Source organism: Pseudomonas reinekei, assembly GCF_001945365.1.
Classification (GTDB): domain Bacteria; phylum Pseudomonadota; class Gammaproteobacteria; order Pseudomonadales; family Pseudomonadaceae; genus Aquipseudomonas; species Aquipseudomonas reinekei.
Genome location: NZ_MSTQ01000002.1, coordinates 277522 through 303245, shown reverse-complemented (window position 1 = coordinate 303245; position 25724 = coordinate 277522). Strand labels below are relative to the sequence as shown.

The following is a 25724-nucleotide window of genomic DNA, read 5'->3' as shown; positions in this document are numbered from 1 at the left end:
AAAGAGACGGAGACCCAATGTCCTCTTTTAACGAAATGATCAAGAACATCACCCCGGACATCTACCAGAGCCTGAAGCTGGCGGTGGAAATCGGTAAATGGTCCGACGGTGGCAAACTCACCGCCGAGCAACGCGAACTGTCGCTGCAAGCGATGATCGCCTGGGAAATCCAGAACCTGCCCGAGGAAGAGCGGACTGGCTACATGGGCCCGCAAGAATGCAGCTCCAAGTCGATCCAGGTGCCGAATATCCTGTTCAAGTCGGATGCCATCCATTGATTGAGATTGGCCGCGGTGCAATCAGTAAAATGTCGGCGCGCCTGGACGGGCCGAACGTGCAGTACGCATTTCGTCTGGGCGATGTCGAGGTACCGGTCAACCCGTTGATCGGTACCACGGTGCGCCTTGAGTACCTGGGGGCGATCCATTGCACCCATTGCGGACGCAAGACCAAAACCAGTTTCAGCCAGGGTTACTGCTACCCGTGCATGACCAGACTGGCCCAGTGTGACATGTGCATCATGAGCCCGGAACGCTGCCATTACGACGCCGGCACCTGCCGGGAGCCGGAGTGGGGCGAGAAGTTCTGCATGACCGACCACATCGTCTACCTGTCGAATTCATCCGGGGTCAAGGTCGGGATCACCCGTGCCACCCAGTTGCCGACCCGCTGGATTGACCAGGGTGCCAGTCAGGCGTTGCCGATCGTGCGCGTCGCGACCCGCCAGCAATCGGGCTTCGTCGAAGATCTGTTCCGCAGCCAGGTCGCCGACAAGACCAACTGGCGTGCCTTGCTCAAGGGCGATGCCGTGTCGGTGGACCTGCCGCAGATCCGTGACCAGCTGTTCGACAGCTGCGGGCAGGGCCTGCAAGGTTTGCAGGAACGATTCGGCCTGCAGGCGATCCAGACGATTGCCGACGTCGACCCGCTCGAAATCCGCTTTCCGGTCGAGCAGTATCCAGCGAAAATCGTCAGCTTCAACCTGGACAAGAATCCGATTGCCGAAGGCACGCTGATGGGGATCAAAGGCCAATACCTGATCTTCGACACCGGCGTGATCAACATTCGTAAGTACACGGCCTACCAGCTCGCCGTGCATAGTTAAGGACTCCAGCATGCGCACCGAACAACCGAAGATGATCTACCTCAAGGACTATCAGGCGCCCGAGTACCTGATCGATGAAACGCACCTGACCTTCGAGTTGTTCGAGGACCACAGCCTGGTCCATGCGCAACTGGTGATGCGCCGCAACCCCGAGCGCGGCCCGGATTTGCCGCCGCTGGTGCTGGATGGCCAGCAGCTTGAGCTGTTGTCGGTCACGCTGGCCGATCAGGAACTGACTGCAGCGCAGTATCAGTTGACCGAGAATCACCTGACCCTGCACCCGTCCAGCGCGACCTTCACGGTCGATACGAGCGTCAAGATCCACCCGGAAACCAACACGGCACTGGAAGGCCTGTACAAGTCCGGCACGATGTTCTGCACCCAGTGCGAGGCCGAAGGTTTCCGCAAGATCACCTATTACCTCGACCGTCCGGACGTGATGAGCACGTTCACCACCACCGTGGTGGCCGAGCAGCACAGCTATCCGGTGCTGCTGTCCAACGGCAACCCGATTGCCTCGGGGCCCGGCGAAGATGGCCGGCACTGGGCGACCTGGGAGGATCCGTTCAAGAAGCCGGCGTACCTGTTCGCGCTGGTGGCCGGTGATCTGTGGTGTGTCGAAGACACGTTCACCACCATGACCGAGCGCAACGTCGCGCTGCGCATCTATGTCGAGCCGGAGAACATCGACAAATGCCAGCACGCGATGAACAGCCTCAAGAAATCCATGCGCTGGGATGAAGAGGTCTACGGTCGCGAATACGATCTGGACATCTTCATGATCGTCGCCGTGAATGACTTCAACATGGGCGCGATGGAGAACAAGGGCCTCAACATCTTCAACTCCAGCGCCGTACTGGCCCGCGCCGAAACCGCCACCGACGCTGCGCACCAGCGGGTCGAGGCGATCGTCGCCCACGAATATTTCCACAACTGGTCGGGCAACCGCGTGACCTGCCGCGACTGGTTCCAGTTGTCGCTCAAGGAAGGTTTCACCGTATTCCGTGACTCAGGCTTCTCCGCCGACATGAACTCGGCGACGGTCAAGCGCATCCAGGATGTGGCCTACCTGCGCACCCACCAGTTCGCCGAAGACGCCGGCCCGATGGCCCACGCCGTGCGCCCGGACAGCTTCATCGAAATTTCCAACTTCTACACCCTGACCGTGTACGAAAAGGGCTCGGAAGTGGTCGGCATGATCCACACCTTGCTCGGCGCTGCAGGCTTCCGTAAGGGCAGCGACCTGTACTTCGAGCGCCACGACGGCCAGGCCGTGACCTGTGATGACTTCATCAAGGCCATGGAAGAGGCCAACGGCGTCGACCTGACCCAGTTCAAACGCTGGTACAGCCAGGCCGGCACGCCGCGTTTGGCGGTGAGCGAGTCTTACGATGCCACGGCTAAAACCTACAGCCTGACCTTCCGCCAGAGCTGCCCGGAAACCCCGGACAAGGTTGAAAAACTGCCGTTCGTGATTCCGGTCGAACTTGGCCTGCTGGACAGCAAGGGTGGTGAAATCGCCCTGCGTCTGGCCGGTGAAGCGTCGGCGCAAGGCACGTCCCGCGTGATCTCGGTGACCGAAGCCGAGCAGACGTTCACCTTCGTCGATATCGCTGAACAGCCGCTGCCATCGCTGCTGCGTGGTTTCTCGGCACCGGTAAAACTGACCTTCCCATACAACCGCGATCAGTTGATGTTCCTGATGCAGCACGACAGCGACGGCTTCAACCGCTGGGATGCCGGGCAGCAATTGTCGGTGCAGGTGCTGCAGGAATTGATCGCCCAGCAGCAGAAAGGCGAAACCCTGGTGCTGGATCAGCGTCTGGTTTCGGCCCTGCGTTCGGTGCTGTCCGATGAATCGCTGGATCAGGCGATGGTCGCCGAAATGCTCTCGCTGCCAAGCGAAGCATACCTGACCGAAATCAGCGAAGTGGCTGATGTCGACGCCATTCACACCGCCCGCGAGTTTGCCCGCAAGCAGCTGGCGGACGCGTTGTTCGAAGGTTTGTGGCTGCGCTATCAAGCCAACCGCGACCTGTCCAAGCAAACCCCTTATGTGGCCGAGGCCGAGCATTTTGCTCGTCGTGCGTTGCAGAACATCGCGCTGTCGTACCTGATGCTCAGTGGTAAGCCGGAAGTCTTGGCGGCGACGCTGGAGCAGTTCGACGCGTGCGACAACATGACTGAACGCCTCACCGCGCTCGCGGTGTTGGTCAACTCGCCCTTCGAAGAGCAGAAAGCCAAGGCGCTGGCGAGCTTCGCCGAGCACTTCAAGGACAATCCATTGGTCATGGACCAGTGGTTCAGCGTCCAGGCTGGCAGTGTCTTGCCGGGTGGGCTGGAGCGGGTCAAGGCGTTGATGCAGCACCCGGCGTTCAACATCAAGAACCCGAACAAGGTTCGGGCGCTGGTCGGTGCGTTTGCCGGGCAGAACCTGATCAACTTCCATGCGGCGGATGGTTCCGGGTATCGCTTCCTGGCGGATCTGGTGATTGAACTGAACGGCTTCAATCCGCAGATTGCTTCGCGTCAGTTGGCGCCTTTGACTCGCTGGCGCAAGTATGACGACGCTCGTCAGGCGTTGATGAAAGGGGAGCTGGAGCGGATTCGTGGTTCAGGGCAGTTGTCCAGCGATGTGTTTGAGGTGGTCAGCAAGAGTTTGGCTTGATCTTGGCTCTTTTGGACTTGGCGGCCGCTGGGCCGACCAAGGCCTTGGCTGACTGAGTACATATCCATTGCTTCGGTAACGGCAGCTTAGGGTTTCGCCCTTACGGCGACTCACTTTTTTACAAGCGCCTAAAAAAGTAAGCAAAAAACGCTCGCCCCTTGCGTACGGCCCCTCGCTAAGGCTCGGGGTCCCTTCGTTCCGGCATTCATCCGGGGGCATCGCCTCCGGTTGGCTTCGCTTCAACCGCCTCTCGATGTGTGCGGCTTCGCCGCACGGCGCTGCGCGCCCACCCCCGGATAAACGCCTCCACTCAGCCTGCCGAGGGGGCGGGTAAATCAAAAGGGCCGAGGCGGCCTACCGGCCGGCCTGTTTGTTTTGGTGGTCTGCATTCCAACCTGTATGAGCCAGCTCGCGGGCGATGTCGGCCTGACAACCGACCAATCTCCTGGGGTATGTCATCCAGTTGTAGGAGCCAGCTTGCTGGCGATAACGCTATGTCAGGCGCAACGATGTGGCCTGAACAACCGCCATCGCCAGCAAGCCGGCTCCTACAGGGGGAGATGCGCACCAACCAGATAAACAGGTCGGCCGGCAGGCCGCCTCGCGGTGCTGTGGCGGTTTTCGCCCCCTCGTGAGGCCGAGTGGAGGTTCTGCGCAGTGGGCAACCCGGCATGGATGCCGGGTTAGCCGCCCCCGGCCATGGATGGCCGATGGCGGCGGGCCCACGGAGCAGGACCGGAGCGCGGGCATGCCGAGCCACAGCGAGGCACCGAACGAAAGGGGCAAGAGCGCTTTGGTTACTTTCGCGCTTTTCGAAAGTGACCCGCTGTAAGAGCGGAACCATAGGTAGCCGTTACCGAAGAAACGGATATGTACCCAGCCCCCACACCCAGCCCACCTCAACCCCAATCACCCCACCTGATACCCAACCATTCAGAAAAAAACATCTCCCCGCGGTTAACAAAACATAACGTGCCGTCGATTGTCAGCCCTTCAAAAACACCGATAGGATAAGCCAGCTTCCGAAGGGGCTCTGGATTGCGGGTTTCAGGACTATGCTCTGAAACAGTCATTCCGGTGAGCACCCTTACGGCGCCCAGAAAGGTTGAATGACCTAACAATAATAAATGGGGGAAGGTCTATGAGTGAGCCTGTCATGGGTGTGGGTCTCTGCCGCCCGCTGGCGTTACGCAAATTCGCGTTGCTGGCTACAGCGCTCTCGCTGTTGGGCTCTGCCATGCTGTCAGCCCCTGCGCTGGCCGCGGCTGCGCCGGCATCCGACGTTGTTTATTCCATTGAATCGGCCAAGGCCAGCAAAAGCCTGATGCTCGATGTCGTTCACGCAGGCAAGCGCCTGGTGGCGGTCGGGGATCGCGGGCATATTCTCTATTCCGATGACCAGGGCACGACCTGGACGCAAGCCAAGGTGCCGACCCGGGCACTGCTGACTTCGGTGTTTTTTGTCGATGACAAGCACGGCTGGGCCGTCGGCCATGATGCGCAGATTCTCGCCAGCGAGGACGGTGGCGTCACCTGGACCAAGCAATTCGAAGATCTCAAACGCGAATCGCCGCTGCTCGACGTCTGGTTCCAGGACGTCAACAGCGGCTTTGCCGTAGGCGCTTACGGCGCGTTGCTGGAAACCACCGATGGCGGCAAACACTGGGAAGACGTCAGTGACCGCCTCGATAACGAAGACCAGTTCCACCTCAACGCCATCGCTGCCGTCAAGGACTCCGGGCTGTTCATCGTTGGCGAGCAGGGCAGCATGTTCCGCTCCGCCGATGGGGGCCAGACCTGGGAAAAACTCGAAGGTCCATACGAAGGCTCGCTGTTTGGTGTGATCGGCACCGCACAACCTTCTACGCTGTTGGCCTATGGCCTGCGTGGCAATCTGTATCGTTCTACCGATTTCGGCGGTAATTGGGAGCAAATCGAACTCAAGGCCGAACGCGGCGATCTGGAGTTCGGGCTGTCCGGTGGCACGCTGCTCGAGGATGGTTCCATCGTGATCGTTGGCAACGGCGGTTCGGTGATTCGCAGCAAAGATGATGGCGAAACCTTCCAGGTGGTCAACCGCGCGGATCGCATTTCCGTCTCGGCAGTCACGGCGGCAGGCAATGGCAATCTGGTTCTGGCTGGACAGGGCGGCGTTCGCGTCACCTCGCCTGACGGCACCAACGGCACCGAGTCGGGCAAATGAGCCGGGTTAATAATAAGAAGGCGCAGTTATGACTTCCTTGAGCACTCATCACCAGGAAAAGGCGACATTCCTCGAGCGCCTGATCTTCAATAACCGCCCGGCAGTGATCTTTATCTGCCTGTTGGTCAGTATTTTCCTGTTCTGGCAGGCGACGCTGATCCGTCCGTCCACCAGTTTCGAAAAAATGATCCCGCTGGAGCACCCCTTCATCCAGAAGATGATGGAGCACCGCAACGATCTGGCGAACCTGGGCAACACCGTGCGGATTTCGGTGGAAGCCACCGATGGTGACATCTTCTCCAAGGAATACATGGAGACCCTGCGCCAGATCAACGACGAAGTGTTCTACATTTCCGGTGTTGACCGTTCAGGCCTCAAGTCGCTATGGAGTCCGAGCGTACGCTGGACCGAAGTGACGGAGGAGGGCTTCGCCGGGGGGGAAGTGATCCCGCAGAGCTATAACGGCTCCCAGGCCAGCCTCGACCTGCTGCGCAACAACGTGCTCAAGTCCGGGCAGGTCGGCCGCCTGGTGTCCAACGATTTCAAGTCGAGCATTGTCGACATCCCGTTGCTCGAGGCCTATCCGGACCCGCAGGACCAAGGCAAGTTGCTGTCACTGGACTACCGCAAGTTCTCCCATGAGCTTGAAGACAAGATCCGCAACAAGTTCGAAGCGCAGAACCCCAACATCAAGATCCACATCGTCGGTTTCGCCAAGAAGGTCGGTGACCTGATCGATGGCCTGGTGATGGTGGTGATGTTCTTCGGCGTCGCCTTTGTCATCACCCTGATCCTGCTCTACTGGTTCACCAACTGCATGCGCAGTACGGTGGCGGTGTTGAGCACCACGCTGGTGGCGGTGGTCTGGCAGCTCGGGTTGATGCACTTCTTCGGTTTCGGTCTCGATCCTTATTCAATGCTGGTGCCGTTCCTGATCTTTGCCATCGGTATTTCCCATGGTGTGCAGAAGATCAACGGTATCGCCCTGCAGTCCAGTGAGGCGGACAACGCCCTGACCGCCGCGCGCCGGACGTTCCGCCAGCTGTTCCTGCCCGGGATGATCGCGATTCTCGCCGATGCCGTAGGCTTCATCACGCTGCTGATCATTGATATCGGGGTGATTCGTGAGCTGGCCATCGGTGCGTCCATCGGCGTGGCGGTGATCGTGTTCACCAACCTGATCCTGCTGCCGGTGGCGATTTCCTATGTCGGCATCAGCAAGCGCGCGGTAGCCCGCAGCAAAAAGGACGCGACCCGCGAGCATCCGTTCTGGCGCCTGTTGTCGAACTTCGCCAGCCCGAAAGTGGCGCCGGTGTCGATCGCGCTGGCCCTGATCGCATTCGGCGGTGGCCTCTGGTACAGCCAGAACCTAAAAATCGGTGACCTGGACCAGGGGGCGCCGGAACTGCGTCCGGACTCGCGCTACAACAAGGACAACAATTTCATCATCAGCAACTATTCCACCAGTTCTGACGTGTTGGTGGTGATGGTCAAGACCAAGGCTGAAGGCTGCTCGCGCTACGAAGCCATGGCACCGATCGATGAGTTGATGTGGAAGATGCAGAACACCGAGGGCGTGCAGTCGGCGATTTCCCTGGTGACCGTGTCCAAGCAAATGATCAAGGGCATGAACGAGGGCAACCTGAAGTGGGAAACCCTGTCGCGCAACCCTGACGTTCTGAACAACTCCATCGCTCGCGCCGATGGCCTGTACAACAACAGTTGCTCGCTGGCACCGGTGCTGGTGTTCCTCAACGATCACAAGGCTGAAACCCTGGATCGCGCAGTGCACGCCGTGCAGGACTTCGCCAAGGAGCACAACACCGAAAACCTGGAGTTCATTCTGGCGGCCGGTAACGCCGGGATTGAGGCGGCCACCAACGAGGTGATCAAGAAGTCCGAGCTGACGATCCTGATTCTGGTGTACATCTGCGTGGCGGTCATGTGCATGATCACCTTCCGCTCCTGGGCGGCGACCTTGTGCATCGTGTTGCCGCTGGTGCTGACGTCGGTACTCGGCAACGCCCTGATGGCGTTCATGGGTATCGGGGTGAAAGTGGCGACCTTGCCGGTGGTGGCGCTCGGGGTGGGGATTGGCGTGGACTACGGCATCTACATCTACAGTCGCCTGGAAAGCTTCCTGCGTGCCGGCCTGCCGTTGCAAGAAGCCTATTACCAGACCCTGAAGTCCACCGGTAAAGCGGTATTGTTCACCGGTCTGTGCCTGGCCATCGGCGTGTGCACCTGGATCTTCTCGGCCATCAAGTTCCAGGCCGACATGGGGCTGATGCTGACCTTCATGCTGCTGTGGAACATGTTCGGTGCGCTGTGGCTGCTGCCGGCACTGGCGCGGTTCCTGATCAAGCCGGAGAAACTGGCGGGGCAGAAGGGCAACTCGCTGTTTGCTCACTGATCCACGCTGAAATGAAAAAGCCGCAACCTCAGGGTTGCGGCTTTTTTACACCTGAAGATAAACCCAACCTTTGTAGGAACCAGCAAGCCGGTTCCTGCAAGGGGCACGTTTTATTCGGGATCGGCGCCTAGCACCACATTCAACGCACTGCGCGCATCATCCAGCTGCACCAGCGTCGCGTGCCGCGCGCCGAGGGCATCGCGGTTTTCGATGGCGGTGAGAATCGCCTTGTGCCGTGGCAGCGCCAGTTCATGCAGGTTCGGCCGCTGGTTGGAATGCTTCAAGGCCTCGGCGATGGCCACCGACAGCATGTTGCACAGATTGGCCAACAAGTCGTTGTGGGTGGCGTCGGCGATGCGGCTGTGGAAATCCAGGTCTGGTTGCAGCAAGGCTTCGGGTGTCGGCGCGGCTTCCATCCGTTGGTAGGCTTCGCCGATGGAGGCGATGTCGTCGTCGGTGGCAAATTGCGCGGCGAGGGCAGCGGCGGCCGGTTCGATGATGCTGCGCACGCTGGTCAACAGATTGAAGAATTCATTCTGCGGGCTGCTTTGCATCAGCCAGTGCAACACATCCGGGTCGAGCATGTGCCATTCCCGACGCGGTTTGACCACCGTGCCCACCCGCGGGCGGGAATACACCAGCCCCTTGGCAACCAGCACTCGCGTGGCTTCGCGCAATACCGGCCGACTGACCGCATATTCCTCACACAGCAGGGCTTCGGCGGGCAGTTTGTCGTCCGGCAGGAAACGTCCGGAGACGATCTGCATGCCCAATTCCTGGACGATGCGCGAGTGCATGCTTTTGCGGTCGGAGGGTTTGCGGTAATCCATGGGGAGTGGCGCGGTCCTGTGCGATAGAGATGCCGCGCATGATAGCAGGCGCGGCGCAATCTTGAGGCGGGCATGGAGCGAATGTGCGAGCGAGCCTGCTCGCGAAGGCGTCTTATCATTCAGCACTTATATTGACTGACATTATGCTTTCGCGAGCAGGCTCGCTCCCACAAGGTTTTGTGCAATCAGTGAGAGTGACGCGGCACTTCTGCCCCACGGCAGCCGACCAGGAAGTCGAAGTCGCAACCCTGGTCCGCCTGCAATACATGGTCGATGTACAGCTGGCGATAACCGCCCACCAGCAACTGCTGCGGCGGTTGCAGGTCGGCCATGCGCGCGGCCAGTTCGGCATCCGGAATATCCAGGTGCAACCGGCCACTCGCGCAGTCGAGCTCGATCCAGTCGCCTTCTTTTACCGTCGCCAAAGGTCCACCCGCAGCGGCTTCAGGGGCGACGTGCAGCACAACCGTGCCATAGGCGGTGCCGCTCATGCGCGCATCGGAAATACGCACCATGTCGGTCACGCCCTGGGCCAGCAGCTTGGCCGGCAAACCCATGTTGCCGACTTCAGCCATGCCCGGATAACCCTTCGGTCCGCAGTTTTTCATCACCAGAATCGAGTTGGCATCCACATCCAGTTCCGGGTCGTTGATCCGTGCCTTGTACATGTCGAAGTTCTCGAACACCACGGCGCGGCCGCGATGCTGCATCAATTCAGGCGTGGCGGCGGACGGCTTGAGCACCGCGCCGAGCGGTGCCAGGTTGCCGCGCAACACACAAATACCGCCGTCGGCGCGGATCGGGTTGTCCAGGGTGCGGATGACTTCGTCTTCGCCGTAGATCGGCGCGTCCTTGGTGTTCTCGCCGATTGATTTGCCGTTGACGGTCAGGGCATTCGGGTTGGGAATCAGATTGGCTTCGCCGAGACGGCGCAGGACTGCCGGCAACCCGCCGGCGTAGTAGAACTCTTCCATCAGGAAACGCCCGGACGGTTGCAGGTCGACGATGGTCGGCATGCCGCGACCGATGCGGGTCCAGTCGTCCAGATCCAGTTCCACGCCGATGCGCCCGGCGATGGCTTTCAAGTGGATCACCGCATTGGTCGAACCGCCGATCGCCGCGTTGACACGAATGGCGTTTTCGAAGGCTTCCTTGGTCAGGATCTTCGACAGTTTCAGGTCTTCGCGGACCATCTCCACCGCACGCATGCCGGACATGTGCGCCAGCACATAACGGCGCGCATCCACGGCTGGAATTGCCGCGTTGTGGGGCAGGGAAGTGCCGAGGGCTTCAGCCATGCAGGCCATGGTCGAGGCGGTGCCCATGGTGTTGCAGGTACCGGCCGAGCGGGACATGCCGCCCTCGGCCGCGAGGAAGTCGTCGATGGTGATGGTGCCGGCCTTGACCTGTTCGCTGAGCTGCCAGACCACGGTGCCCGAACCGATGTCCTTGCCCTTGTGCTTGCCGTTGAGCATCGGGCCGCCGGTGACGACGATCGCCGGCACGTCGCAACTGGCGGCGCCCATCAGCAAGGCAGGTGTGGTTTTGTCGCAACCGGTCAGCAGCACCACACCGTCAATCGGGTTGCCGCGAATCGCTTCTTCAACGTCCATGCTCGCCAGGTTGCGGGTGAGCATGGCGGTCGGGCGCAGGTTGGATTCGCCGTTGGAAAACACCGGGAATTCCACCGGGAAGCCCCCGGCCTCGATCACGCCGCGTTTGACGTGTTCCGCAATCTGGCGGAAATGCGCGTTGCACGGGGTTAGTTCCGACCAGGTATTGCAGATGCCGATGATCGGCTTGCCGTGGAACTGGTGGTCCGCGATGCCCTGATTCTTCATCCAGCTGCGGTACATGAAGCCGTTTTTGTCGGCGGTGCCAAACCATTGGGCGGAGCGCAGGGTGGGTTTCTTATCAGACATGATCGATTCTCTTATTGTATGACTATATTGTTCGAGCTGAGGCTTAACATAAGCGTAAATTCACCTATTTGGAAGTGTTGTTGGGTAATTAGTAATACTATATAGTCGTTTTCAGCGGAGGGATTGCCCTGGCGATTTATTGCGAGAGGCGTCTCCCGAGGTTCTATAAAAACAACAATCGGAGACCGATCTCATGAGCCAGGAATTGCGGCTTATTCGTCGCATCACGCTGAAACTGATCCCCTTCCTGATCCTGCTGTACCTCATCGCCTACGTGGATCGCTCCGCCGTGGGCTTCGCCAAATTGCACATGGGCGCCGACATCGGCCTGGGTGATGCGGCCTACGGTCTCGGTGCCGGGCTGTTCTTCATTGGTTACTTCCTGCTGGAAATCCCCAGCAACCTGATGCTCGACCGCTTCGGCGCGCGGCGCTGGTTTGCGCGGATCATGGTCACCTGGGGCGCGATCACGATCGGCATGGCCTTCGTCCAGGGGCCCAACAGCTTCTACGTCATGCGCTTTTTGCTCGGTGCCGCCGAAGCCGGTTTCTTCCCCGGTGTCCTTTACTACATCACCCAGTGGTTCCCGGTTCGCCATCGCGGCAAGATCCTCGGGCTGTTCATCCTGTCGCAACCCATTGCCATGATGATCACCGGCCCGGTGTCCGGCGGCTTGCTGGGCATGGACGGTGTACTCGGGCTGCACGGCTGGCAGTGGCTGTTCATCGTCATCGGCGCCCCGGCGATCCTGCTGACCTGGCCGGTACTGCGCTGGTTGCCGGACGGTCCGCAACAGGTGAAGTGGATGAATCAGGCGGAAAAAGACTGGCTCACGGGCGAACTGCAAAAGGACCTCCAAGCGTACGGCCAGACCCGTCACGGCAATCCTTTGCACGCGCTCAAGGACAAGCGCGTGTTGTTGCTGGCGTTGTTCTACCTGCCGGTAACCCTGAGCATTTATGGCCTCGGTCTGTGGTTGCCGACGCTGATCAAACAGTTCGGCGGCAGCGACCTGGTGACCGGGTTCGTGTCCTCGGTGCCGTACATTTTCGGGATCATCGGCCTGCTGATCATCCCGCGCAGCTCCGACCGTTTGAATGATCGCTACGGCCATCTGGCTGTGCTGTATGTACTGGGCGCTATCGGCCTGTTCCTGAGTGCCTGGCTGACGGTGCCGGTGCTGCAACTGGCGGCACTGTGCCTGGTGGCGTTTGCGCTGTTTTCCTGCACGGCGGTGTTCTGGACTCTGCCGGGCCGGTTTTTTGCCGGTGCCAGTGCGGCGGCGGGGATTGCGTTGATCAACTCGGTGGGCAACCTCGGCGGCTACATCGGCCCGTTCGTGATCGGTGCGCTGAAGGAGTACACCGGCAACCTGGCTTCCGGCCTGTATTTCCTGTCCTGCGTGATGGTTTTCGGGCTGATTTTGACCGGCGTGGTTTACCGCTTGCTGGAGCGCAAGCACGTGTTGCCTGCGGATGATTTTGCGGCCAGTGCACGCGGGGCGACCCGTACCTGACCCATAACTGCAAATCACCACTATCCCTGTGGGAGCGGGCTTGCCCGCGATAGCAATCTATCTGGCACATGAATGTTGAATGTGCTGCCGTCATCGCGGGCAAGCCCGCTCCCCACAGGGAGTCAAGTGTGCCCAAGTTCTGTGTTTACAGGAGAAATTTCATGCGTTTGGTTCAATTCGAATTGAGTAACGGCGAGCGCCGCGTTGGCGTGGTCGAGGATGGGCTGGTGCGCGAAGTGCAAGGCGCCCGCACCGTTCGCGACCTGGCCCTGGCGGCGATCGAGGCGGGCGTCGGACTTGAGCAGCAGGTACAGGCCCTGGGCCTGGGCATCAGTCACGATTACGCGCAACTGCTGGCACAACTGCGCATCCTGCCGCCGCTGGATCACCCGGACCCGGCACACATGCTGGTCAGCGGCACTGGCTTGACCCACCTGGGCAGCGCTTCGGCCCGAGACAAGATGCACCAGCAGGCCGGTGACGAATCGGCAATGACCGACACCATGCGCATCTTCAAGTGGGGCGTGGAGGGCGGCAAACCCGCTTCAGGCCAGGCGGGCGTACAGCCGGAGTGGTTCTACAAGGGCGACGGCAGCATCGTCGTGCGTCCCGGCCAGCCGTTCCCGTTGCCGCCGTTTGCGGAAGACGCGGGTGAAGAGCCGGAGCTCAGCGGGCTGTATGTCATCGGCCATGACGGCAAACCCTACCGCGTCGGTTTTGCCGTGGGCAACGAATTCTCTGATCACGTCATGGAGCGCAAGAACTACCTGTATCTGGCGCACTCGAAACTGCGCAGTTGCAGCTACGGCCCGGAGTTGCGGGTCGGCGAATTACCCCAGCATCTGGCCGGCACCAGCCGCATCTTGCGCGACGGCGAAGTGCTGTGGCAGAACGAGTTCCTCAGTGGCGAGGCCAACATGTGCCATAGCCTGGCGAACCTTGAGTTCCACCATTTCAAATACAGCCAGTTCCTGCGCCCGGGGGATGTGCACATTCACTTCTTCGGCACGGCAACGCTTTCGTTTGCCGATGGCGTGCGCACGCAACCGGGGGATGTGTTCGAGATCAGCCAGGCCGAATTCGGCGCGCCGTTGATCAATGGCATCGCACCGGTTGCAGCAGCGTTTGAACCCGGCACCGTCAGCACACTTTGAGGAAAAATGCATGTCCCTGATTCTTGGTCATAACTACATCGGCGGTCAGCGCAGCGCGTTGGGTAGCGTCAAACTACAGAGCGTCGACGCCGAAACCGGCGATGCATTGCCCCATGATTTCATCCAGGCCACGCCGGAGGAAGTCGACGCCGCCGCCCAGGCCGCCGCTACGGCGTTTGCGGCTTACCGTAGCCTGAGCGCTGAACGTCGCGCGCAGTTCCTGGATGCGATAGCCGTTGAACTGGATGCGCTGGGTGATGATTTCGTGTCGTTGGTGTGCCGCGAAACCGCGCTGCCCGCCGCACGGATCATTGGCGAACGGGGTCGCACCAGCGGCCAGATGCGTCTGTTCGCCAGCGTGCTGCGTCGAGGTGATTTCTATGGCGCGCGTATCGACCAGGCATTGCCGGACCGCCAACCGCTGCCGCGTCCCGACCTGCGTCAATACCGAATCGGCCTGGGCCCGGTGGCCGTGTTCGGTGCCAGCAACTTCCCCCTGGCGTTCTCGACAGCCGGCGGCGACACCGCATCGGCCTTGGCCGCCGGTTGCCCGGTGGTGTTCAAGGCCCACAGTGGTCACATGGCAACCGCCGAAATGGTGGCCAATGCGATCATCCGTGCCGCCGAAAAAACCGAGATGCCGGCCGGTGTGTTCAACATGATCTACGGCGGTGGAGTCGGTGAAGCGCTGGTCAAGCATCCGGCGATTCAGGCGGTGGGCTTCACCGGGTCGCTCAAGGGCGGCCGCGCCTTGTATGACATGGCTGCCGCACGTCCGCAACCGATTCCGGTGTTCGCGGAAATGTCGAGCATCAACCCGGTGATCATCCTGCCCGAGGCGTTGCAGGTACGCGCTGAAACCATTGCTCGCGGGCTGTCGGCTTCGGTTGTTCAAGGGTGTGGTCAGTTCTGCACCAGTCCGGGCCTGGTGATCGGCATTCGTTCCGCACAGTTCAGCGCATTTCTCAAATTGCTCACCGACATGATGGCGGATCAACCGGCGCAAACCATGCTCAATGCCGGGACGCTGAGCAGCTACGGCAAAGGCTTGCAAAAGCTCCTTGATCATCCCGGCATCGAACATCTGGCGGGGAGTGCGCAACAAGGACGCCAGGCGCAGCCACAGTTGTTCAAGGCTGATGTCAGCCTGTTGATCAACGGCGACGAAGTGCTGCAGGAGGAAGTGTTCGGGCCGGCCACCGTGGTCGTCGAAGTGGCGGATCAGGCGCAATTGAGCGCGGCGTTGAACGGTCTGCACGGTCAACTGACGGCGACTGTCATTGGTGAACAGGCGGACTTCCAGCAGTTCAGCGAACTGACGGCGTTGCTGGAACAAAAGGTCGGCCGAATCCTGTTCAATGGTTATCCGACCGGCGTGGAAGTCTGTGATTCGATGGTCCATGGCGGGCCGTATCCGGCGACCTCGGATGCCCGTGGCACGTCGGTGGGCACCTTGGCCATTGACCGTTTCCTGCGCCCGGTTTGCTTCCAGAACTACCCGGACAACCTGCTGCCGGAAGCGCTGAAAAACGCCAACCCGCTGCGTATTCAACGGCTGGTTGATGGCAAGCCCTCGCGCGACGCGATTTAACCGCTGGTGACTGTCCTTGTGGGAGCTAGCAGGCTGGCTCCCACAGGTTTGCGTGGAACTGTCATCAAATGCATGAGCTATCATTGCGTCTTTCTCATTTAAAGATTGACTGCCATGACTGCTGTAACAGACACCTTGCTCAACGCCCTCGAACACTGCGGGATGGTGGAAATCGACGGGCTGCATGCCTTCGAATTCGCCCTCGATGAGGACGACAATCTGCACATCGAATGCATGGATGGGCGCAATGCCCTGCACTGGGAATTCACCCCGGCGCAAATCCAGGCCGCGACCTTCGACGTCACGCTGCAAAGCTGGCTGATCAACGACAACAATGGCGAACACCGACTGGTGTGCCTCGGCGATGTCATCAGCGGCGATAACGACGACGATGAGCCTGCGGATGAATAAGCTCTGGCCGCTGTTGATCGCCGGCAGCATCGGCGCGATGGGCGTCCAGGTTGCCTGCGCCGACGACTATCAACTGCTCGTCGGTTCGTACACCGCCGGGCAAAGCGAAGGCATCTATCGGCTGAGTTTCGACAGCGCCACCGGGCAGATCAACGCCAGGCCGCTGCAAGTGATCAAAAGCGAAAACCCGTCCTGGCTGACCCTTTCAAGAGATCAGCGACACCTGTTCGTGGTCAACGAAAATGGCCCGGGTCAGGCCGATCCGGTAGGGCGTGTCAGCAGCTATTCCATCGACCCCAAGAGCCATGCGCTGAGCCTCATCAATCAGGTGCAGAGCCTGGGCAATGAGCCGACGCATTCAAGTCTCAGCGGCGATGCCAGCTATTTGTTCGTCAGTAACTACTCGGTAGCCGAAGACCCGGGCGGCACGCTTGCACTGTTGCCGATTGGTGCGGATGGCGCACTCAAGCCCGTGGTGCAAATGAGCAGCCATCCGGCCAGTCGGGTCAATCCCGAGCGGCAGATGTCGGCGCACGTGCATTCGACGGTGCCATCGCCCGACGGCAAGTTCGTATTCTCCAATGACCTGGGTGCCGACAAGGTTTTTGTTTACCGTTTCGACCCCAAGGCCAACCCGGAGCGGCCGTTGACTCCGGCCACGCCAGCCTTCGTCCAGTTGCCGCCCGGAAGCGGGCCACGGCATTTGTTGTTCAGCGCCGACGGCAAACACGCCTGGCTGACCCTGGAAATGAGCGCGCAAGTCGCCGTATTCGATCACCGCGATGGCAAGCTTGAGCAAACGCAGATGGTCGAACTGGCTGCCGGTCAACCGGTCAGCGACAAGGCCGCTGCTGCATTGCACACCTCAGCCGATGGCAAGTTCCTCTACGTCAGCAACCGTGGCACGGCCAATCAGTTGCTGGTGTTCGCCATCGCCCCGGCGACCGGCCATCTCAAGGAGCTGCAACGCCGAACGGTGGAGGGTGACCATCCCCGTGAGTTCAGCCTCGACCCCAGTGGCAAGTTCGTGCTGATCGCCAACCAGAAAAGCAACCAGATTGTCGTCGTCGAACGCGATGCCAACACCGGTCTGTTGGGCAAAACCGTGCAGAAACTGCCGATAGACGCCCCGAGCGACCTCAGGTTTTTGCTGCGGCAATAGGCCGCAGGCCCCGGTTTATGGGGCCTGCGCCGTTCTATCAATGAGGCTGATATGTAGTAATGCTACAAAGCATTTCAAGGCCTCATTCCTCGAGGGTTAAGTTTGCTTCACGGCCCCACCGGGCAAGCAAGCCAACTGACTCCGAGGAATACCGCATGAACTTCAATCTCTTCTCCGTAATCGCCGCGTCTGCCATCTCTGCCAGCGTTGTTCTGCCTGCCAGTGCCAACGTTGAAGTCAGCGACAAAAAATCCCACACCCAGAGCTATACCCAGAAATACCTGCAACAAAGCGCCAAGTTCTACGCCGCGCTGGATCACAAAGCCCAAGACTGAAATGTCCTTTCTGCAGCCTTTATGCAGGAGCGAAGTCACTTGCCGATCGAGGGCTGAAGACTCGAAAAGCGCCGAAGTGATGTCGCTCCTGCATAACGCATTTACGACAGCATCAAATAGCTATCAAGGTATCGCTTGATATCATATGGCCACCGGTATAAATTTGGCGCGGATTTATTGACTCCTTCTCAAGAAAAGGATCGACAATATGGCGATGCGTCTGGCCGTGGTTTTGCTTTTCCTCTATTCCACTCCTATTTTGTCCGCGGCTGAGCCTGTTTCCGGCGAGCCTGACGCTGCCCGCGAGCGCTTGATTAGTTTTATTGAAGACTGAAATAGTCTCCTTTAATGATCAACGAAGTTGATATTCGCTATAGATGAGACTCGTTGGTTCTTCGGGCTGGTTTGATTGATTCTGTGGACTCTGAAACATGTCCACGGAGTTCATCATGGCCCATGCAATCATCACTTCTGCCAAACGCGGCGCCTATGTGGCCATCGGTCTTTACCTGGTCATGGTGCTGGTCGTCAGTCTTTCGCCGCAGTCGCAACAAACCTTCGAAGCGCCGATTCAGGTCGCCCATCCTGGTATCCAGTTTGAACACCGCGCCCAGCAGGCGATGGTCGATCAGGCTGACCTCGCAGGAGTCGGCGGAGCATGAACAGATGCAAACTCTTGATCATCGCCTTCCTGGCGTTCATCACCAATGGATTTTCCCTGCTGGGGATCGGGCAAGGCTCGATAGGCGGGGTGGCACGGGCCATCGAGGCTAACCACAACATCGCGCGCAACATCGACATCGCCAAGGGCATGGGTGTGGGCATGCTGGCCGGTAATCCGCCGGTTGACCCTGAAAGCAGTTTTTTCGGGCCGTTCCAGGTGGATTGCTCGGTCATCGGGATGTGTGAAGTTTTGGCCTGAGTACCAGCGAAATTAATTGTGGCGAGGAAGCTTGCTCCCGTCCGGCGGGAAGCAGTCGTAAAAGAGGCTGCTCCGCAGCCCAGCGGGAGCAAGTTCCCTCGCCACAATTCCAGTGCTGTTATTTTTTCATGATCAAAGTAAACAGTTCGGACTCTAGAAACCGCTGCAACCAGGCCTGTAGATGGCGATACGGTGTCTGCGCGAACCAATCGCGATCGACATGGGCGAATTGCCGTATGAACGGCATCAGCGCCACATCGGCCAGGCTTGGGTGCTGCGCGAACAAGTAGTCGCGCTGCTCCAGCAACTGATCAAGTTTGTGCAAAAACACCGAGCCCTCGGCGCGATAGGTTTCCATCGGGTGCTCGGGGTAGCGTTCGGCGTATTTGTAGTGGTTCAGATGCACCTTGAAGGTCTGATCGTTCTCTTCGATCAGCTCGGCGATTTGCGCCTGGCCTTGCGGATCATCCTTGAGCAGCCAGTCTTGTGGATCGTTCTGCGCCAGTGCCCAGCGCATGATCTCCAGACTTTCTTCGATCACCCGACCTTTGACGCTGAGCACCGGCACCGTGCCCTTGCTCGACAGCGCGAGCATCTCGGCGGGCTTGGCTTTGAGACTGACTTCGATGATGTCCACGGCCACGCCCGAATAACGCAGGGCCATGCGTGCGCGCATGGCGTATGGGCAGCGGCGGAAGGAATACAGCGTGTTCATTTCACCTCCAGGGTGCTCAAGCCATTGCCTTGGCGGCGAACCTGAATCTGTACCGGAATCCGCTCATGCATTTCCTGCACATGGGAAATCACCGCGACTTTGCGCCCCTGCGCCTGCAAGCCGTCGAGCGCATCCATGGCCAGTTGCAGCGACTCCGGGTCAAGGCTGCCGAAGCCTTCATCGATGAACAGCGACTCGATTTTCAGTGTGCTCGACGCCATCGACGCCAGGCCGAGAGCCAACGCCAGCGAAACCAGGAAAGTCTCGCCACCGGACAGCGAATGCACCGAGCGCAGTTCATCGCCCATTTCGGTGTCCATCACTAGCAACCCGAGCATGCTGCCGCCGCGTTTGAGGCGATAGCGGCGCACCAGTTGGCGCAATTGCACGTTGGCGTGGTGTACCAGCAAATCGAGGTTGTAGGCCTGGGCGATCTTGCGGAAGGTGTCGCCGGTGGCGGAACCGATCAACGCATTCAGGCGCGCCCAGCGCTGGAACTCGGCATAGGCATCGGCGATTTGTTGGGCCAGTGCCTGATTGGCATTCTGCCGGCGCTGATCTTCGGCTTGTTCGGCGCGCAGTTCGGCGCAGCGGTGCTCGCTGGCGGTGAACTGCGCCTGCAGTTCAGTCAGCGCCGAGGCGAGTTGTTCCGCGTCGAGGTTGCCGTTGTGTTGCGCTTGATGATCGACCAGGCGTTTATCGCGCTCCTGCAGCAACACCTTGGCCTGCTCGATGGCTTTTTCGCTGTTCAGCAAGCGCTGGCGCAGTTCGTTGACCTGCTGGTCTTCGATACTCAGCAGCGATTCCAGCCCGCCGTCATCCAGCTCCGGATGCAGGGCGCGCCAGTCGTTGATCTTGCCGCTCAGTTCACGGTCTTCGGTGTGCAGGGCCAGCTGGCGCTCCTGCTGCGCCTTGAGTTCGGCGGCGAGTTGCACTCGCTGCGTGCGCACCTCCTGAAGTTGCTGATTGGCCGAAGCTTCGGCGCTGCGTGCCTGTTCAACGGCTTGATCAAGCTGTTGCTGCCATTGCTCGGCACTGGCGTGGGTGCCGAGCAAGCCGCTCAGTGTTTGCTCACACGCCTGTTGCTGCGCCGTGAGTGCGTTGAGCTGTTGCTGCACTGTCTGCAGGTGTTGGCTGCGCGATTGCTGGCGATCCTGTTCTTTTTCCAGGGTTTGCTGGCGTTGCTGCTGTTCGCCGAGTTCGTCGCGCTGCTGTTCGAGTTGTTCCAGGCGCTGGGCGATCTGCTGATCGAGCTCCATGAAGGTCGCCGCGGGATCACGGCGTAAAGCTTCAAGCGTGGCGGCGGGGAGCAGGGTGCTGAAAGCCGCCAGCTCTTCATCCAGCCGCTGGCGATCATTGGCCAGTTCCTTTTGCTGATTGACCAGGTGCTGCGTCGCCTGCTGACTCGCTGTCTCACTGCTGCGCAGCTGTTGTTGCAGGCGTGCGGCATCCTGTTGCAGGGTCAGCAGGGCGGTTTGCCGTTGCTCGTCCTGGCTGATGCTCTGGTTCAGCTGGCTGTTTTGCTGCGCCAGCCAGGCATCGCGTTTGCCAGCATCCTGGGCGAACAATTGGGTCGCCAGCGGATGCGCTTCAAGGCTTGGCGTCAGGCTCTGTTGCTGCGTCGAGAGCGCTTCCTGTTGTTGCAGCAACTCTTTTTGCCGGGCGATCACGCCACCGACTTCAGCACGCAGCTCGGTGAGTTTTTCCTTGAGCAGGTCGACGGCTTTCTGCGCATTGGCCTGCTCGCTTTCGTCGTGTCGGCCAAGGCTTTGCAACAGCGCTTCAGGCTGGTGATACGGGTGCTCGTTGCTGCCGCACACCGGGCACGGCTGGTCATCCTGCAATTGCGCGCGCAACTCTTCGACACTGGCACTGCGCGCCAGGCGTTGGCGTTCCAGCAGCTCGCGGGTGACGTTGAGGGTTTGCTCGGCGACCACCAGTTCGCTCTTGGCCTGGACGCCGTCCTGGGTCAGGCGCTCGCGGGTTTGCTGCGCATCGAGTTGACGCTGCTGGAGATCGGCGCCACGTTTGTCCAGTTCCTGCTGGCTGGCCCAGAGCCTTGTCAGCTCTTCAAACCCGCGCAGTTGCTTGCGATTGTCTTGCAGCAGGCTGCCGAGAATCTGGATTTGTTCAGCCACCGCTTCGGGCTCGGCGCCGGCCTCTTTGTAGAGCACTTCCAGGTGTTGCTTTTGCCCGGCCAGTTCTTCGCCGGCCTGCGCTGCACGCTGTTCAAGCGAGGCCAGTTCTGTCTGACCCTTGTTCAGGCGATTGCCCACCAGCATCAGTTGCTGCAAGCGATCTCGGTAGGCATGCCAGGCATCGCTCAGCGGCGCCAGTGAGCTGCTTTGCTCAAGTTCGGTGGTAATGCGCTGCAAGCGTTCCGCGACCCGTTGTTGCAGGTCGAGCAGACCCTGGACGGTGCTGGTGCCCTGAGTGCAGGCCTCTTCGGCCTGTCGCAGCATCTCGGCACTTTGGTTCACGTCCTTGACCAGACGCGCGAGGGTGCTTTGCTCGTCGAACGCCTGGCGCAGCAACGGGGCGCTGCGGGTGTGTTGGCGTTGCGCTTCGGCCAGTGCCGCCTGGGCTGCGCTCAGGCTTTGTTCGAGCTGAGTCTGGCGTTCGGTCAGTTCATCCTGTTGCCGGGTGTACTGCGCAATCTGCGCCGCCAGCGGTGTGAGCTGAGCGCTGAGCTCAGTCTTGCGCGCGAACTGGTGCCGCTGTGGAGCCAGTTGTTCCAGGCGGTTGAGTTTCAGGCGCTCGCCGCCGAGGCTGTCCCAGTGAGCCTGGGCCGATTGCAGTTGCTCGCTGGCGGCCAACTGATCGTCCTGCACCTGGCGCAGTTGCTTCAGCCAGGTGTCCTGCAACTCCAGTTGCTTGAGTTGCGCCTGCTGCGTCTTGAGTTGCTGCTGTGCCTCGTTGAAACGCTCGTCCAGTTCGGCGCGCGCTTCGGCAGACAACGGCGTCACACCGCTGGCTTGATCCTGCAACAGCTTGTGGGCTTCGCGGGCCTCCTTGGTCTTGTCGAAGGCGCGGCGACCGAGACGGGTGTAGAGCGCGGTGTCGGTGAGCTTTTCCAGCAGTTCGCTGCGGTCGTTGTCATCGGCCTTGAGGAAGGCGCTGAACTCGCTTTGGGCCAGCAGCACGGCGCGGGTGAACTGTTCGAAATTCAGGCCCAGCGCAGCTTCCAGCTGTGTCTTGTATTCACCTTTCTGACTGGCCAGCAGTTGATCCTGATCGATATCACGCAGGCTCTGGCGACTGGCTTGCAGCTTGCCAGCGGCCTTTTCCCGGGCGCGGTTGGCTTCCCAGCGCGCGCGGTAGCGGCGGCCGTCGACCCCGACGAAATCCACTTCGGCATAGCCCTCGCCAGTGCCACGGCGCAACAGGGTGCGCGGGTCACCGGTGCCGATTTCGCCGTCGGCGTCCGGCACCTTGGCGTCACGGCCGGTGTTGTTCAGGCGCGGTACAGCGCCGAACAGGGCCAGGCACAGGGCGTCAAGCAAGGTGCTTTTGCCGGCACCGGTAGGCCCGGTAATGGCGAACAGGCCAGCGCTGGCCAACGGTTCGGCGGTGAAGTCGATCTCGAACGGTCCAGCCAGCGAGGCCAGGTTTTTCAGGCGGATTGCGAGGATCTTCATGGCTGTTCGCTCTCCAGCTGTACGTCTTGCAGCAGCTCGGCAAAGTCCTTGAGGGTTTGCTCGTCGACCTCGCTGCCGTAGCTGTCCTGCCAGGCACGACGGAACAGCTCCTGGGGCGTGAGCTGATCGAGTTCGATCAAGGAGCCACCTTCGTCGGCGCCATCGCGGTTGCCGTTGCCTGCGTACTCGGCGGCGATTCGCACCAGGCGTACAGCCTTGCCTTGCAGGGCGGTTTCAATTTGATTGCGCAAATCTGGCTGGGGCTCGTCGAGGCGAACCCGCACTTCCAGCCAGGGTTGGCGCTGGTAGTCCGCCAGCAGATCGATGATCGGCAGATCGGCCAGTTGCACCAGGATGTCCGCCAGCGGGGCCGGGCCGATGCGTTGCAGATTGACCGCGCGCGGGATCAGCCTGGGTTCCACGCTGACCAGGGTTTCGCCCTCGAGTGTGATGTCGAGGATCTGGTGCTGGTAGCCGATCTCGGAGAACGACAACGGAATCGGCGAGCCGCTGTAGCGGATGCGTTCTTCGCCGTTGACCTTCTGCGGTTTGTGCAGGTGGCCGAGGGCGACGTAGCTGATGCTGGGCCCGAACAGACTGGCGGGCAGGGCTTCGGCGTTGCCGATGATCAGGCTGCGTTCGGAGTCTTCCGACACCGAACCACCGGCCATGTGCGCATGGCTGATGGCGATCAGCGCCTGGCCCTTCTTGCGCTTGGCATTCGCTGCCTCGATCAGCCATTCATGAACCTGACCAATGCCGCGCACGTAGTTGTCACCCAAATGCGCCCCCGTGACTTCGGCAGGGCGAAGGAATGGCAACGCCAGGCACCAGGCAACGGTTTTACCTTTTGCATTCGGCAGCGGTATCAGCAAGCGTTCGGCGTCGAGTTGCCCATCATCCAGCCACAGCACACGGCCCAGCGCATGGGTGCGCAAGCGGCGCATCAACGGCGCCGGCAGTTCGATCCGCGATCCGGAATCGTGGTTGCCGGCAATCATCACAATGGTCAGCAACGGCTGCTGTTCGTGAGCGCTGACGATAAAATCGTAGAGGCGTTCCTGGGCTTTGACCGGCGGATTGACCGTGTCGAAGATGTCGCCGGCGATCAGCAGCACATCCGGCTGATCCAGCTTGAGCTGGCGCAGCAGCCAGTCGAGAAAACAACCGTGCTCAAAATCGCGATCCTGACCGTGCAGGTTTTGCCCGAGGTGCCAGTCGGAGGTGTGGAACAGACGCAAGGGCGACTCCGCTAAAAAAGGTGATGGCCGCGAGGAAAGATAACGGCGGCGAAAGGGGAGAGAGTTTACTGGGAAAAGGCGTGGAATGTAGAAAGCAAAAACGCTGTCTACGATAGTTCATACAGGTAATGCGCATATTCAGTGTGGGAAGATTCGTGACTGCGATATTTCAAGCTTGGCAAAGGGAGCAAGGGGGGCACGTAGTCGACGTAAATTGGCCCTCGGTCGATTATTCAAGGAAGCGTCATGACTCAACGGTTACTGCAACTTGATCAGGTGTCTTTCAACCTGCCCGACGGGCGCGTGTTGTTCGAACACTCGAACCACACGTTCATCACCAGTGCCACCGGCATCGTGGGTGCCAATGGGTGTGGCAAGTCCTTGCTCGGCCGGCTTCTCACGGGCGAGCAATGGCCCACCGGTGGCATTGTCCGCCGGGAAGGGCGGGTTTACGGGGTGGCGCAATTGCTTGATCCCGAGCGCTATCCCACCGTCGCCGCGCTGGCCGGCGTCGATCAAATCCTGGCGGCGCTGGCGCGCATTGCCCAGGGCAGTGTCGACGAAGACGACCATGCCCTGGCGGTCGACCAATGGGATTGCGCCACCCGCCTTGAGGCGCAACTGCAGCAAATCGGTCTGGGTCATTTGAATGCCGACGCGCGCACCGACACCCTCAGTGGTGGCGAGCGGCAACGGGTGGCGCTGATGGGGGCGTGGTTATCGAGGGCCGACTGGTTGATTCTGGATGAGCCGAGCAACCATCTGGATATCGATCAGCAACACAAGCTCGCGCAGCAGATCGAGCGCTGGCCCAATGGCTTGATCCTGATCAGCCATGACCGCAGCTTGCTGGAGCATGTCGACGAAATTGTCGAGCTTTCGCCCCTCGGGCTGGCGGTGTATGGCGGCAACTACAGTCATTATTCGGCAGCGCGCGAGCAGGAACAGCAGGCGTTCCAGTCGGCCCTGCAAGGCGAGCGGGCACAGGCCAGACGCGAACAACGCGAGATGGTCGTGCAGATGGAGCGTCAGCAACGGCGCAATGCGCGGGGCGACCGCCAGGGGCGTGACGGCAACCAGACCAAACTGATTACCAATGCGCAAAAAGAACGCAGCGAAAACAGTCAGGGCAAGCTGCGCCTCAATCAACAGGTGGCCCGCGAACAACAACAGCAACGTATCGCTGAGGCCCGGGCGCGCTGTGCGCCGGACATCCAGCGTGTGATGCTGTCACCGGAGTGTTCGGTGCCAAGTGGCAAGCTGATCGTGCAGTTGATCAATGTCGTTCTGCCTTTCGGCCATGCGCAGCCAATCAACCTGACGCTGACGGGCCCTATGCGCATGGCTATTCTGGGCGCCAACGGCAGCGGCAAGTCGACTCTGTTGCAGGTCATCGCCGGGCAGCTTCCAGCGCGTGCGGGGGACGTGGTGCGCAGTTGTCATGTCGGCTGGCTGGATCAACACGCCGGGCTGCAGCATCCGCAACGCACGGCGGTGCAATGGCTTTACGAAAGTAACCCGCAGTTGCCCGAAGCCGAGGCACGGACGCGGTTGGCGCAGATGGGGATCGATGCGGATCGAGTGATGCTCAAAACCTGCCAGTTGAGCGGAGGAGAGCGCCTGAAAATTGCCCTGGCCGCCGAGTTGTATGCGTTGCGACCACCGCAACTGCTGTTGCTGGATGAGCCGGACAATCATTTGGATTTGCCCAGTAAAATCGCCCTCGAGCAGATGCTCGACCAATACACCGGGGCGTTGATCGTAGTCTCCCACGACAGTGCTTTTTTACAGGCGATACATCTGGATACTGAATTCCATCTCGGCAATGATCGCACCGCGAACCTGTGGCGAGGGAGCGAGCTCCCTCGCCACAAAAGCTTTCTGCCATAAAAACGGGT

20 protein-coding genes are annotated in these 25724 nt (G+C 60.3%); 15 read left to right on the top strand and 5 right to left on the bottom strand.

The annotated features are described in order from the left end of the window. Positions 1-17: 17 nt before the first annotated feature. The 5 genes from BVK86_RS03825 to BVK86_RS03800 all read left to right on the top strand — a co-directional run bounded on the left by BVK86_RS03825 (position 18) and on the right by BVK86_RS03800 (position 8389). Entirely contained in the window at positions 18-278 is a 261-nt protein-coding gene (locus BVK86_RS03825) for a YeaC family protein (RefSeq protein ID WP_056855543.1), read from the top strand. Then, on the top strand, positions 275-1105 hold the full coding sequence (locus BVK86_RS03820; RefSeq protein ID WP_075945165.1) for a DUF2797 domain-containing protein: 831 nt from the start codon (positions 275-277) through the stop codon (positions 1103-1105). Before BVK86_RS03825 ends, BVK86_RS03820 begins: the two co-directional genes overlap by 4 nt. Positions 1106-1115: 10 nt before the next feature. Next, positions 1116-3773, top strand: coding sequence for an aminopeptidase N (gene pepN / locus BVK86_RS03815; protein ID WP_075945164.1), 2658 nt, complete (start codon positions 1116-1118; stop codon positions 3771-3773). A 1141-nt stretch (positions 3774-4914) separates the two neighbouring features. Further along, positions 4915-5976 carry a WD40/YVTN/BNR-like repeat-containing protein gene (locus BVK86_RS03805; protein ID WP_075945163.1) on the top strand — a complete coding sequence of 354 codons (1062 nt, stop codon included), beginning with the start codon at positions 4915-4917 and terminating at the stop codon, positions 5974-5976. Positions 5977-6004: 28 nt separating this feature from the next. Then, positions 6005-8389 (top strand): efflux RND transporter permease subunit, encoded by a 2385-nt coding sequence (locus tag BVK86_RS03800; protein ID WP_075945162.1) that lies wholly within the window; start codon positions 6005-6007, stop codon positions 8387-8389. Positions 8390-8499: 110 nt separating this feature from the next. Here BVK86_RS03800 and BVK86_RS03795 read toward each other — a convergent pair whose 3' ends face one another. Beyond that, positions 8500-9219 (bottom strand): FadR/GntR family transcriptional regulator, encoded by a 720-nt coding sequence (locus BVK86_RS03795; RefSeq protein ID WP_075945161.1) that lies wholly within the window; start codon positions 9217-9219, stop codon positions 8500-8502. Between the two features lie 185 nt (positions 9220-9404). Further along, the gene (locus BVK86_RS03790; protein ID WP_075945160.1) at positions 9405-11141 is read right to left on the bottom strand and encodes an IlvD/Edd family dehydratase; all 1737 of its coding nucleotides are present in this window, start codon (positions 11139-11141) and stop codon (positions 9405-9407) included. A 193-nt stretch (positions 11142-11334) separates the two neighbouring features. Between BVK86_RS03790 and BVK86_RS03785 the strand changes: the two genes are divergently transcribed. The 9 genes from BVK86_RS03785 to BVK86_RS03750 all read left to right on the top strand — a co-directional run bounded on the left by BVK86_RS03785 (position 11335) and on the right by BVK86_RS03750 (position 18232). Then, positions 11335-12657, top strand: coding sequence for an MFS transporter (locus BVK86_RS03785; protein ID WP_075945159.1), 1323 nt, complete (start codon positions 11335-11337; stop codon positions 12655-12657). 161 nt (positions 12658-12818) lie between these two features. After that, complete coding sequence (gene araD1 / locus BVK86_RS03780; protein ID WP_075945158.1) at positions 12819-13811, top strand: AraD1 family protein; 993 nt, start codon at positions 12819-12821, stop codon at positions 13809-13811. Between the two features lie 10 nt (positions 13812-13821). Continuing rightward, positions 13822-15402, top strand: a complete 1581-nt coding sequence (locus BVK86_RS03775) for an aldehyde dehydrogenase (NADP(+)) (RefSeq protein WP_075945157.1) — start codon at positions 13822-13824, stop codon at positions 15400-15402. 114 nt (positions 15403-15516) lie between these two features. Continuing rightward, positions 15517-15813 (top strand): DUF5629 family protein, encoded by a 297-nt coding sequence (locus BVK86_RS03770; RefSeq protein ID WP_075945156.1) that lies wholly within the window; start codon positions 15517-15519, stop codon positions 15811-15813. Continuing rightward, on the top strand, positions 15806-16975 hold the full coding sequence (locus BVK86_RS03765) for a lactonase family protein (RefSeq protein WP_075945155.1): 1170 nt from the start codon (positions 15806-15808) through the stop codon (positions 16973-16975). Before BVK86_RS03770 ends, BVK86_RS03765 begins: the two co-directional genes overlap by 8 nt. Before the next feature lie 155 nt (positions 16976-17130). Continuing rightward, positions 17131-17310, top strand: a complete 180-nt coding sequence (locus BVK86_RS03760) for a hypothetical protein (RefSeq protein WP_075945154.1) — start codon at positions 17131-17133, stop codon at positions 17308-17310. Between the two features lie 208 nt (positions 17311-17518). Further along, the gene (locus tag BVK86_RS30315) at positions 17519-17644 is read left to right on the top strand and encodes a hypothetical protein (protein ID WP_269458088.1); all 126 of its coding nucleotides are present in this window, start codon (positions 17519-17521) and stop codon (positions 17642-17644) included. Between the two features lie 115 nt (positions 17645-17759). Then, positions 17760-17972 carry a hypothetical protein gene (locus tag BVK86_RS03755; RefSeq protein ID WP_075945153.1) on the top strand — a complete coding sequence of 71 codons (213 nt, stop codon included), beginning with the start codon at positions 17760-17762 and terminating at the stop codon, positions 17970-17972. Further along, positions 17969-18232, top strand: coding sequence for a hypothetical protein (locus tag BVK86_RS03750; RefSeq protein ID WP_075945152.1), 264 nt, complete (start codon positions 17969-17971; stop codon positions 18230-18232). Before BVK86_RS03755 ends, BVK86_RS03750 begins: the two co-directional genes overlap by 4 nt. 118 nt (positions 18233-18350) lie before the next feature. Here the strand turns inward: BVK86_RS03750 and BVK86_RS03745 are convergent, their stop codons facing one another. From BVK86_RS03745 to BVK86_RS03735, 3 genes are read right to left on the bottom strand one after another with little or no spacing between them, the layout of a single operon-like run. Beyond that, on the bottom strand, positions 18351-18947 hold the full coding sequence (locus BVK86_RS03745; protein ID WP_075945151.1) for a glutathione S-transferase: 597 nt from the start codon (positions 18945-18947) through the stop codon (positions 18351-18353). After that, positions 18944-22585, bottom strand: a complete 3642-nt coding sequence (locus tag BVK86_RS03740; protein WP_075945150.1) for an AAA family ATPase — start codon at positions 22583-22585, stop codon at positions 18944-18946. The genes BVK86_RS03745 and BVK86_RS03740 overlap by 4 nt, the downstream gene beginning before the upstream one ends. Beyond that, positions 22582-23826: an exonuclease SbcCD subunit D C-terminal domain-containing protein gene (locus BVK86_RS03735; protein ID WP_075945149.1), complete on the bottom strand. Its 1245-nt coding sequence runs from the start codon at positions 23824-23826 to the stop codon at positions 22582-22584. The genes BVK86_RS03740 and BVK86_RS03735 overlap by 4 nt, the downstream gene beginning before the upstream one ends. A 246-nt stretch (positions 23827-24072) precedes the next feature. On the opposite strand from BVK86_RS03735, the gene BVK86_RS03730 reads away from it, so the two are divergent. Next, positions 24073-25716, top strand: a complete 1644-nt coding sequence (locus BVK86_RS03730; RefSeq protein WP_075945148.1) for an ABC-F family ATP-binding cassette domain-containing protein — start codon at positions 24073-24075, stop codon at positions 25714-25716. The last annotated feature ends 8 nt before the right edge of the window (positions 25717-25724 follow it).